The following is a 10,954-nucleotide window of genomic DNA, read 5'->3' on the forward strand; positions in this document are numbered from 1 at the left end:
CCAGCCGTACCAGAATGAACCGGTGATACCCACTGCAGCGGGCGGTCAACCAGGGCGACCGCTGCGTACGCTCGTCGGTTGCATCGTTCACCGGCAGAATGGGACGCACGATGAAGACTCCGCTGACGTTGGCGTGGCTCGTCGTGCTGTTCATCACCACGCGCGTGCAGCGGTCGGCCGGTCGCGGGGGGTCCCGTCGGCTGCAGCGCGAGCATTCCACCAACCTGCACCGGCTGCGGACCGAACCGGGTCGGGTGCTGGCGACCAGCCTGTTTTGGCTCGACGACCGCAAGTGGTGGCCGTACCTGCCGGTGTTCGCCGGCATCGTTGCGCCTTCCGAACGCCGGTTAGGTTGGTGGCGTTGGCTTTTCGTCGGTCTGACAGCACATACCGTCGGCACCTACGCCGGCCAGGGTTATCTGCGGCTGATGATCGGACTCGGCCGGGCGCCGCGGCGGTTGGTCGCCGCCCGCGACGTCGGGGTGAGCTACTTCGTGTTCGGGGTGGCGGGCGCGCTGTCCGGGTACCTGCGGACGCCTTGGCGGCTACGGTGTCAGGCGACTACCGTCGCCGCCCTGACTGGCAATGCGGCGCTCAGACCGACGTTCACGGAGGTCGGGCACTTGACCGCGTTCGTCGTTGGCCTGGCGGCCATTCCGTTGGCGCCCGACCGCAAGCGACTTGCCTACCCCGGAGGACCACTTCTCGGAATGCCCGACTCTGGGCGACAGAGTCGCCGCCAGCGACAGAATCGCTGAGAGCTGGGCACGTCGTATCTAGAAGATCTGGGCGCAACACGGCCCGCGTCTCTAACACACCACGATCGTGTGTTCACCTCGGGGAACGAGTTCGCCGATCACCGGCGCGCCGGGAATCTCACCGGCGACCAACAATCCACCGGAGGTCTGCGCATCGGCCAATAGGAGCGCCTCGTCCTCACCGATATCCGACAGGTCCACATGCGGGCGCACCCATTCCAGGTTGCGCCGAGTGCCGCCGCTGACGTAGCCCTCCTTCAGGGCCTCTCGGGCACCGTCGATGTAGGGCACCGCGGTCGAGTCGACCACTGCAGTGACGCCGCTGGCGCGGGCCAGCTTGTGCAGATGGCCCAGCAGCCCGAAACCCGTTACATCTGTGGCACATTCGACGCCGGCAGCCAACGCCGCCCGCGATGCCTCGGCGTTCAACGTGGTCATCACCGCGATGGCTTGCGCACATACCTCGCCGGTTACCTTGAGCCTGCTGTTGAGCACGCCGACGCCAAGCGGTTTGGTCAGCGAAAGCGGTGTGCCCGGCTTGCCTGAGTCGTTGCGCAGCAGCCGATTCGGATCCGCGATGCCGGTCACCGCCAGCCCGTACTTGGGTTCCGGGTCGTCGACGCTGTGCCCGCCCGCCAGATGACAGCCTGCTTCGTTGCACACGTCGAGCCCCCCGCGCAGTGCCTCGGCCGCGAGTTCGAACGGCAGCACGTCGCGCGGCCAGCCCAGCAGGTTGACCGCCACCACCGGGCGCCCACCCATCGCATACACATCGGACAGGGCGTTGGTCGCGGCGATCCGTCCCCAGTCGTAGGCGTCGTCGACGACGGGGGTGAAGAAATCGGTCGTTGCGATCAGCGCGCGGTCGCCGTCGATGCGCACCGCGGCCGCGTCGTCGCCATCGTCCAATCCGACCAGCAGCTCGCCGAACGGCTCCCGCGGCTGGGCCTTCGACAGCCCGCTGACCACGTCTTCGAGTTCCCCTGGTGGGATTTTGCAGGCGCAGCCACCGCCGTGCGCGTACTGAGTCAACCGGTAAGTCATGCCCTTAGTGTGCTGCCTGCAATGATGTCGGGGTGATCAGGGAGGCGTATCCGGTCTGGTGACCGGCACGGTCTTCAAAATCGCTGAGCGGCAGGTCCTGTCGCTGGCGGGTTCGATTCCCGTCCGCCTCCGCCATCACGCCAACCAGACGACCTCGCCGTCGGCCCGCCTCCTTGCGCCTTCGGACGCCGTGTGGGCGACGAGTCGGCCGTCGTGCATCAGGTGACACACCGGCAGCGCACACGTCAGCACCGCCACGTCGGCCACGATGCGCCGATGACAGCGCCACCACACCGCTTCACTGCACATCATCGCGGTGTGCTGCCGCCGCGACTGCGCCACCAACTCCGCCAACGCCTCGGCGAACGGTGCGGTCCGCGTGTATGCGGCATAGGCGGCGAACTGGCGGACCCGCCACCAGGTGTCCTCGGGCTGTGCGCCTGCGGGCAATGTCCGCCGCCCACCCAGCCTGGGCTCCCAGCGGTAGGTCAGCCCGGCTTCGGCGGCCCACTCGGCAATCGCGCCCGTTTCCACGTCGGGGTTGTGTCTGCTGTTCGGGTAGCGGCGGATGTCCACCAGCACCTCGACGCCGGCCTCGCGCAGCAGCTTGACCAGCGCGGTTCTGTCCAGAGCGCCGTGCCCCACCGAAGTCAGCACCCCATCGGTATACCCCGCGGCGGCGACGAGTAGAACGGTGTGATGGACGACCGCCGTCGGCGCGTGCCGCGCACCGATGTGTTGCTCGCCGATCCCCGGCTCGTTGAGGCGGAACGGACGCTCGGCCGCGCACTGGTGAAAATTGTTGTCGCCCAAGCACAACAGCGAGCCCGTGCCGGTGAGATCGAACCGGAGCAGGTTGCCGACCACGCCGTCGCCGCATTGCCCGCGGGTGCGGCGAGCCTGCGGCCGGTGATCAACGCGACGGGTGTCGTGGTGCACACCAACCTCGGCCGTGCGCCCCTTTCGCAAGCGGCGGTCGATGCGGTGGTGACCGCCAGCGGCGCCACCGACGTCGAGTTCGACCTGGGAACCGGGCGCCGGGCCCGCCGGGGCCGGGGTGCACTGGCCGCTTTGGCCCGGGCCGTGCCGATCGCAGCCGGCGTGCACGTCGTCAACAACAACGCCGCGGCGCTGCTGCTCACCGCGATGACGCTGGCCGTGGGCAAGGAGATCGTGGTCAGCCGCGGTGAGCTGATCGAGATCGGCGACGGTTTCCGGCTGCCCGAACTGATGGCCTCCACGGGGTCGCGGATCCGCGAGGTCGGCACCACCAACCGCACCCATCTGCGCGACTACACCGACGCCATCGGGCCCGACACCGGTTTCGTGCTCAAGGTTCACCCGTCGAACTACCACATCAGCGGCTTCACCTCGACCGTCGGCATCGCCGAACTCGCCCCGCTGGACGCCCCGCTCGTCGTCGACATCGGCTCGGGCCTGCTCACCCCGCATCCGCTGCTACCCGACGAACCCGACGCCACCACAGCGCTGCGCGACGGCGCCGACCTCGTCACCGCCAGCGGCGACAAACTGCTCGGCGGCCCGCAAGCCGGTCTGCTGTTCGGCGCGGCCGAGTTGATCGAGCGGCTTCGGCGGCACCCGGCGGCCAGGGCGCTGCGCGTCGACAAGCTGACGCTCGCGGCCCTCGAGGCGACGCTTGTCGGCCCGCCGCCGCCGGTCGCGCAGGCCCTCGCCGCCGACGTGACCGAATTGCGTCGGCGCGCCGACCGCCTTGCCGCCCAACTTCCCGACGCGAGTGCCGTCGACTGCGTCGCGGCGGTCGGCGGCGGCGGCGCACCCGATGTCGAGTTGCCCAGCGCCGCGGTCAGCCTGCCGGAGACGTATGCCGCGCCGCTGCGCACGGGCAGCCCCGCCGTGGTCGGTCGCCTGGAAGCCGGGCGGTGCCTGCTGGACCTGCGCACGGTTGACGCCGCCGACGACGAGCGACTGATCCTGGCGGTGCGGGCGTGTATGTCATAGCGACCGCGGGCCACGTCGACCACGGCAAGTCGACGCTGGTGCAGCGGCTCACCGGCATGTGGCCTGACCGGCTCGCGGAAGAACAGCGCCGCGGCCTGACCATCGACCTTGGCTTCGCGTGGACCGCGATCGACGGCAGACCGATCGCGTTCGTCGACGTGCCGGGACACGAACGCTTCGTGGCCAACATGCTGGCAGGCGTCGGTCCGGTACCTGCGGTGATGTTCGTCGTCGCTGCCACCGAGGGATGGATGCCGCAGTCCGAAGAACACCTCGCCGCGGTGCGGGCGTTGGGCGTCCAGCACGTGCTGGTGGTGATCAGTAAGGCCGATCTGGCCGACCCCGGCCCCGCCGTCGGGCAGGTGCGGGAACGGCTGCCCGACGCACCCGTGGTCCTCGGCACCGACCTGGATCAGGTTCGGGCGCAATTGATTTCGTTGATCGACCGGCTTCCTGTGCCCGACCGCGGCGGAGATGTGCGGCTGTGGGTGGACCGATCGTTCACGATCCGAGGGGCCGGCACGGTCGTCACGGGGACCCTCGCGGCGGGCACCGTCCGGGTCGGCGACGAGCTGGAGCACTCGGGCCGACGGGTGACCGTGCGGGGGCTGCAGTCGTTGGGCCGCGACGAGGCCGAGGTGGGTGCAGTCGCGCGGGTCGCGGTGAACCTCCGCGGGGTGGACCGTCACCACATCGGCCGCGGCGACACGTTACGCACGCCCGGCGCATGGGTCGACACCGCCGAACTGGACGTCGCGCTGCGTGCGGCGGGCGAACTGCACCGGGAACTGGTGCTGCACATCGGGTCGGCGGCGGTGCCTGCGATCGTGCGTCCGCTCGGGCAGGCGGCAGCGCGGTTGCGGTTGGCGCGTCCGCTCCCGTTGCGTGTTGGCGATATCGGGCTGCTGCGCGACCCGGGCGAACATCGCATCGCGGCGGGCATCGAGGTGCTCGACGTGCGTCCACCGCCGCTGCGCCGCAGGGGCGCTGCCAGGGACCGGGCCGCCGAATTGGCGGCCGGCCGCGCCAAGCCACCGGTATGCGCACGAGCAGACGAGTTGCGCGCCATGGGTTTTGAAGCGTCCGGGCAGCAAGTCGGCGATTGGATCGTGGACCCGCAGTGGTGGGCCGAGCGTCGTCAGCAGGCGACGACGGCGGTGAAACGATGGGTAGCCGAGCACGACGTCGCGGCGGGCATGCCGCTGGAGACGGTCCGGCAGCAGGCCGAGTTGCCGTCGAGCGAACTCATCGCGCACCTTCTCGACGGCACCGGGTTGGTGGTGGCCGACGGCCGCGTGCGGGCACCGGATTCCGGTCTGCCGCCGCGCGTCGACAAGGCGCTTCGCACCCTCGAGGAGTGGCTGGCCGCCGAACCGTTTCGCGCGCCGGAGGCTGACGAACTCAAGGAGCTGAAGCTGGGCCCGCAAGAGTTGGCGGCGGCGGTGCGCGTCGGGCGGCTCACCCGGATCGCGGACGGCGTCGTGCTCGGCCGCGACGCACTGGAACGTGCGGCCGACGCGTTGAGGTCGTTGCCGCAACCGTTCACCGTCGCCGAAGCCAAACGCGCGCTGAGCACCAGCCGACGGGTCGCGGTGCCGTTGCTGGAACAGCTTGACGCGCGGCGGATCACGAGGCGAAACAACAACAGCACACGAACGATGGTTTGATCGTGGGGTAGGCGGGCAAGGAAGGACGTCATGGACCTCAAGGGTTTGTTCGAGTCGTGGCCGGTGTACCGGCAGATCACCGGCGGCGACCGGCTTGGCCGCGGCAAGGCCGCCCAATCCGAACGCTCCCTCACGTTGACGCCGCGCACCGCCGAGGCGGACCACGTGGCGCACTCGGTGTGCCCGTTCTGTGCGGTGGGCTGCGCGCAGAAGGTGTACGTCAAGGACCTGAAGGTCGTCCAGATCGAGGGCAACCCCGACAGCCCGATCTCCCGGGGCCGCTTGTGTCCCAAGGGTTCTGCAAGCAAGCAGCTCGTCACCGGCCCGCAGCGGCTGACCAAGGTGCGGTACCGCCCGCCGTACGCCACCGAGTGGCAAGAGATCGACCTGGACCGGGCGATGGAGATGGTCGCCGACCGAGTGCTCGACGCCCGCGAGAAGGGCTGGCAGCAGTTCGACAAGGACCGCAACACACTGCGCCGCACCATGGGCATCGCGAGCCTGGGCGGCGCGACGCTGGACAACGAAGAGAACTATCTGATCAAGAAGCTGTTCACCGCGCTGGGCGCACTACAGATCGAGAACCAAGCCCGTATTTGACACAGCGCCACGGTTCCCGGTCTGGGAGCCTCCTTCGGTCGCGGCGGGGCGACGGGCTATCAGCAAGACCTCGCGAACTCCGACTTCATCGTCATCATGGGCTCGAACATGGCCGAGGCTCATCCGGTCGGTTTCCAGTGGGTGATGGAGGCCAAGGCGCGCGGCGCGCAGGTGGTGCACATCGACCCGAGGTTCACCCGCACCAGCGCGGTCGCCGACCGCCATGTGACGCTGCGCGTGGGCAGTGACATCGCGTTCCTCGGTGGGGTGATCAACTACATCCTGTCCAACGAGCTGGACTTCCGCGAGTACGTCACCGCCTACACGAACGCGTCGTTCCTCGTCGACGAGCGGTTCCGCGACACCGAAGACCTCGAGGGGTTGTTCTCCGGCTACGACGACGAGTCGGCCGCCTACGACCCGGACACGTGGCAGTACGAACAGACCGACGCCGAATACGGCGGATCGGGTGCCAAGGAGCACGCCGCACCCGATCAACACGGCTCCGGTGGAGCCCCGATAGAAGGTGCGGCGCAACGCATTCCGTCGGACCCGACTTTGCAGCACCCCCGCTGCGTCTATCAGATCCTCAAGCGGCACTACGCGCGCTACACACCGGAGATGGTCGAGCGGGTGTCCGGTATACCTGCCGAACAGTTCCTGGAGATCGCGAAGGCGTGGGTGGCGAATTCCGGCCGCGAACGGACCGCGGCGCTGGTCTACAGCGTCGGCTGGACGCAGCACTCGGTGGGCGTGCAGTTCATCCGCGCGGGGGCGATCATCCAGTTGCTGCTCGGCAACATCGGCAGGCCGGGCGGCGGCGTGTTCGCGCTGCGCGGCCACGCCAGCATCCAGGGTTCGACCGACGTGCCGACCCTGTTCAACCTGCTGCCCGGCTATCTGGCGATGCCGCACGCGGGTCAGGAGACGCTGGCGGGCTACCTCGACGACATCATCGGCAGCAACCAGAAAGGCTTCTGGCACAACGCAGATACCTACATGGTCTCGCTGCTCAAGGAGTATTGGGGGGAGCACGCCACCGCCGACAACGACTACTGCTTCGACTACCTTCCGCGGATCAACGGCGACCACGGCACCTATCGGACTGTGATGGACATGGTCGACGGCAAGGTGTTCGGCTACTTCCTGCTCGGCCAGAACCCCGCTGTCGGGTCGGCGCACGGCCGGTTGCAACGGATGGGCATGGCCAACTTGGACTGGCTCGTCGTGCGCGACCTCGTCGAGATCGAGAGCGCGACGTTCTGGAAGGACGGTCCGGAGGTCGAGACCGGGGAGATGTCGCCGGAGACCTGTCGGACCGAGGTGTTCCTGTTCCCTGCGGCGTCGCACGTCGAGAAGGCGGGCACATTCACGCAGACACAGCGCAAGCTGCAGTGGCGTGAGAAGGCCGTCGAACCGCCGGGCGACGCGCGCTCGGAGTTGTGGTTCTTCTATCACCTCGGCCGGATCTTGAGGGAGAAGCTGGCCGACTCGACCGACGAGCGTGACCGTCCGCTGCTCGATCTCTCCTGGGACTACCAGATGGAGGGCGACGAGCCGTCGGGTGAGGACGTGCTGCGGCGCATCAGCGGCGTCGACCTGACCACGGGAAGGGCCGTCGATGACTACCGTTCGCTGAAGGCCGACGGCTCCACGATGTGCGGATGTTGGATCTACAGCGGGGTTTACAAGGACGACGTGAACCAGTCGGCGCGGCGCAAACCGAACGACGACGCCGAGTGGGGCTGGGTCTGGCCGATGAACCGCCGCGTGCTGTACAACCGCGCGTCGGCCGATCCGCAGGGCAAGCCGTGGAGCGAGCGCAAGAAACTCATCTGGTGGGACGCTGCTAGGGGGGAGTGGACCGGCGACGACGTGCCCGACTTCGAGACGACCAAGCCACCGGACTACCAGCCTGATCCGGATGCGGTCGGTGTGGAGGCGCTGCGCGGCGACGACGCGTTCATCATGCAGGCCGACGGCAAGGCGTGGCTGTTCGCGCCGGCCGGCGTGCTCGACGGCCCGCTGCCGACCCATTACGAACCGCACGAATCACCGGTTCGCAATGCGCTTTACAAGCAGCAGGGCAACCCGGCGCGCAAGGTGTACGGGCGGGCGGACAATCCGTCGAACCCGTCGCCACCGGAGCCGCATGGCGAGGTGTTCCCGTTCGTGTTCACCGCGGCGAGGCTCACCGAACACCACACCGCGGGCGGGATGAGCAGGCAACTGCCGTACCTATCGGAGTTGCAGCCTGCGCTGTTCGTCGAGGTGTCACCGGAGTTGGCGGCCGAGCGCGGGCTGTCGCACATGGACTGGGCGCACGTGATCACCAGCCGCACCGCGGTGGACGCGCGCGTGTTCGTGACCGACCGGATGCGACCGTTGCGCATTGAAGATCATGTGGTGCATCAGATTTGGATGCCGTACCACTGGGGCAACGTCGGTCTGATCGACGGCGACGTTGTCAACGATCTGCTGGGCGTCGTCGTCGACCCGAACGTGTTCATTCAGGAGAGCAAGGTCGCGACGTGTGATATCCGACCGGGGCGGCGGCCGCGTGGTCCCGCGCTACTGCAGTACATCGCGTCGTACCGGGAGCGGGCCGGAATCACGGTTGAGACGGGAACCGACCTGGACACCACCGGACTCTCCACCGAACACACCGAGGAAACGCCATGAGCGACAACAGCTTCTATGGCCCGCTGGCAGACCCCGCGGGTAACGCCGGCTATTCCGAGCACCCCGAACGGGTCGGTTTCTTCACCGACACGTCGGTGTGCATCGGGTGCAAGGCATGCGAGGTGGCGTGTAAGGAATGGAACGGGGTGCCCGACGACGGGTTCGATCTGCTGGGCATGTCGTTCGACAACACCGGGATGCTCGGCGCGAACTCGTGGCGACATGTGGCGTTCGTCGAACAGCCCGAGCGGGTGGACCTCGGCATGCCGGACTTCTCGCGACCCGGTGATGCGTCGGGCGCGGAGACGCGCACCGACTTCCGCTGGTTGATGAGCAGCGACGTCTGCAAGCACTGCACGCACGCGGGTTGCTTGGATGTGTGCCCGACGGGCGCGCTGTTCCGGACCGAATTCGGCACAGTCGTTGTGCAACAAGATATCTGCAACGGCTGCGGTTATTGCGTGTCGGGCTGCCCGTACGGCGTGATCGAACGGCGCGAGGGTGACGGCCGGGCGTGGAAGTGCACGTTGTGCTATGACCGGCTGCACGACGGTCTCGAGCCGGCGTGCGCAAAGGCGTGTCCCACGGATTCGATCCAATTCGGACCGCTCGACGAATTACGTGAGCGTGCGGCGTTGCGGGTGGAGGAGTTGCACGCGCGCGGCGTGACGGAAGCGCGGCTGTACGGGCATGACCCGAACGACGGCGTCGGCGGCGACGGTGCGTTCTTCTTGTTGTTGGACGAGCCAGAGGTGTACGGGCTTCCGCCGGACCCGGTGGTGCCGACGCGGGATGCCGCTGCGATGTGGAAGTACGCCGGGATGGCCGCGTCAGCGTTGGTAGGGTTAGCGGTTTCGGCGTTCATGGGGTCCCGATGAAGGAACAATTGGCGGTGCCGAAGGCGGAGTTCCGGTCGTACTACGGGCGACCGATATTGAAGCCTCCGGTGTGGAACTGGATGATCGCGGCGTACTTGTTCTTCGGTGGGCTGTCGGCGGGGTCGGCACTGTTGGCAGCGGGGGCGGACGTGTCGGGCCGGCCTGCGCTGCGGCGCGGTTCGCGGGTGGGCGCGTTGATCAGCATCCTGGCGAGCTTGTATTTCCTGGTGGCCGATCTCGGTCGGCCCGAGCGGTTCCATCACATGCTGCGGGTGGCGAAGCCGAGTTCGCCGATGAGCATGGGGACGTGGATCCTGTCGGCGTACGGTCCGGGAGCGGGATTGGCCGGCGTCGCGGAGTTGATGCCGAGTCGGCTGCGGCGTACGTGGCTGGGCCGGTTGGTGTGGTGGCTGGCCAGGCCTGCCGGCGTTTGGGCGGCGGCGACGGCGCCGGGGGTGGCGTCGTATACGGCAGTTCTGTTGTCGCAGACGGCGGTTCCGGCTTGGCGTGAGGCGCATCCGTATCTGCCGTTCGTGTTCACTGGCTCGGCGGCGGCCAGCGGGGGCGGCTGGGGAATGGTGGTCGCGCCGTACGGCGAGTCCGGCCCGGCGCGGCGAATGGCGGTGGCGGGAGCCGGGCTGGAAGTGGCGGCGTCACGGCTGCTCGAGAAGCGGTTGGGACTGTCGGCCGAGGCGTACACGACCGGCAAGGCACACTGGTTGCGAAAGTGGTCGGAGTATCTGACGGTCGGAGGAGCGCTCGGCGCGGTGGTGAGCCGAAACCGGTCGATGGCGGTCGCGTCCGGAGTGGCGTTGCTGGCCGGTAGTGCATTACAGCGATTCGGGGTGTTCGAGGCGGGCGTTGAGTCGACCCGCGACCCGAAGTATGTGGTTGTGCCGCAACGGGAACGGCTTGCGGCCGGCCAGCCGGCCCGTGGGGATCGGCAGTCTGCCCACCAGTGAGCGACACTTTCACTGGGAGCCGGGCACATCATCGTGCGTTGTGCGGCGGCGGTGCGCTAGGCAGTTGATCCGTTAAGCGCAGCTGCCAGTCATTGTTGGAATTGCCCACCTCTGGGCGACAGTGTCGCTGCCGGCGACTTTGTCGCTGCGAGGTGGGCAGCTGAATACCCGTGGGCTTGAGGGGTTTTGGTGGCTCAGTTGGTATTGGGTGGCGATTCGGGCTGGTAGGGGTCGTACCACCACCAGTCGGCGCGTTCACCGATGGGCCCGGTCCATGGCGGAACATCGGGTGGGTGGACGGGCCAGTGAGGCGGAGGTCTGTGGGTGGCCGTCGCTGTCGGTGACGATGAGCTGATCGGCGGGGCCGGTGAGGGTGATGCCCG

General features: G+C 68.1%; 8 protein-coding genes, 1 tRNA gene and 1 pseudogene. 7 read left to right on the forward strand and 3 right to left on the reverse strand.

What is annotated here, in order from left to right:
* Positions 1-110 precede the first annotated feature (110 nt).
* Entirely contained in the window at positions 111-758 is a 648-nt protein-coding gene (locus tag ACGFK1_RS32370; RefSeq protein WP_393439707.1) for a rhomboid-like protein, read from the forward strand.
* A 51-nt stretch (positions 759-809) separates the two neighbouring features.
* Here the strand turns inward: ACGFK1_RS32370 and selD are convergent, their stop codons facing one another.
* The gene (gene selD / locus ACGFK1_RS32375) at positions 810-1,802 is read right to left on the reverse strand and encodes a selenide, water dikinase SelD (protein WP_393439710.1); all 993 of its coding nucleotides are present in this window, start codon (positions 1,800-1,802) and stop codon (positions 810-812) included.
* Positions 1,803-1,842: 40 nt separating this feature from the next.
* Between selD and ACGFK1_RS32380 the strand changes: the two genes are divergently transcribed.
* A tRNA-Sec gene (locus tag ACGFK1_RS32380) sits at positions 1,843-1,937 on the forward strand.
* Here the strand turns inward: ACGFK1_RS32380 and ACGFK1_RS32385 are convergent.
* Complete coding sequence (locus ACGFK1_RS32385; protein WP_393439713.1) at positions 1,938-2,459, reverse strand: DUF488 family protein; 522 nt, start codon at positions 2,457-2,459, stop codon at positions 1,938-1,940.
* 42 nt (positions 2,460-2,501) lie between these two features.
* Here ACGFK1_RS32385 and selA point away from each other — a divergent pair, with 42 nt between their 5' ends.
* Genes selA through nrfD form a run of 5 tightly spaced genes read left to right on the forward strand, consistent with a single transcriptional unit; the run spans position 2,502 to position 10,571 of the window.
* Positions 2,502-3,782 carry an L-seryl-tRNA(Sec) selenium transferase gene (gene selA, locus ACGFK1_RS32390; protein ID WP_393439716.1) on the forward strand — a complete coding sequence of 427 codons (1,281 nt, stop codon included), beginning with the start codon at positions 2,502-2,504 and terminating at the stop codon, positions 3,780-3,782.
* Positions 3,770-5,449 carry a selenocysteine-specific translation elongation factor gene (gene selB / locus ACGFK1_RS32395; RefSeq protein ID WP_393439719.1) on the forward strand — a complete coding sequence of 560 codons (1,680 nt, stop codon included), beginning with the start codon at positions 3,770-3,772 and terminating at the stop codon, positions 5,447-5,449. Before selA ends, selB begins: the two co-directional genes overlap by 13 nt.
* A 30-nt stretch (positions 5,450-5,479) precedes the next feature.
* Complete coding sequence (gene fdh, locus ACGFK1_RS32400) at positions 5,480-8,731, forward strand: formate dehydrogenase (protein ID WP_393439722.1); 3,252 nt, start codon at positions 5,480-5,482, stop codon at positions 8,729-8,731.
* Complete coding sequence (locus ACGFK1_RS32405; protein ID WP_393439725.1) at positions 8,728-9,609, forward strand: 4Fe-4S dicluster domain-containing protein; 882 nt, start codon at positions 8,728-8,730, stop codon at positions 9,607-9,609. The genes fdh and ACGFK1_RS32405 overlap by 4 nt, the downstream gene beginning before the upstream one ends.
* Entirely contained in the window at positions 9,606-10,571 is a 966-nt protein-coding gene (gene nrfD / locus ACGFK1_RS32410) for an NrfD/PsrC family molybdoenzyme membrane anchor subunit (protein WP_393439728.1), read from the forward strand. Before ACGFK1_RS32405 ends, nrfD begins: the two co-directional genes overlap by 4 nt.
* A gap of 194 nt (positions 10,572-10,765) precedes the next feature.
* On the opposite strand, the pseudogene ACGFK1_RS32415 reads toward nrfD, so the two are convergent.
* Positions 10,766-10,954, reverse strand: a pseudogene (locus ACGFK1_RS32415) (hypothetical protein); the annotation flags it as partial.

The sequence above is a fragment of the Mycobacterium sp. NPDC048908 genome, from assembly GCF_043197955.1.
Taxonomy (GTDB): domain Bacteria; phylum Actinomycetota; class Actinomycetes; order Mycobacteriales; family Mycobacteriaceae; genus Mycobacterium.

Bases quoted from the DNA above. Each gene is read 5' to 3' on its own strand.
- ACGFK1_RS32370 (WP_393439707.1), top strand. From the start codon at position 111: ATGAAGACTCCGCTGACGTTGGCGTGGCTCGTCGTGCTGTTCATCACC.
- selD (WP_393439710.1), bottom strand. From the start codon at position 1,802: ATGACTTACCGGTTGACTCAGTACGCGCACGGCGGTGGCTGCGCCTGC.
- selA (WP_393439716.1), top strand. From the start codon at position 2,502: ATGGACGACCGCCGTCGGCGCGTGCCGCGCACCGATGTGTTGCTCGCC.
- ACGFK1_RS32405 (WP_393439725.1), top strand. From the start codon at position 8,728: ATGAGCGACAACAGCTTCTATGGCCCGCTGGCAGACCCCGCGGGTAAC.
- nrfD (WP_393439728.1), top strand. From the start codon at position 9,606: ATGAAGGAACAATTGGCGGTGCCGAAGGCGGAGTTCCGGTCGTACTAC.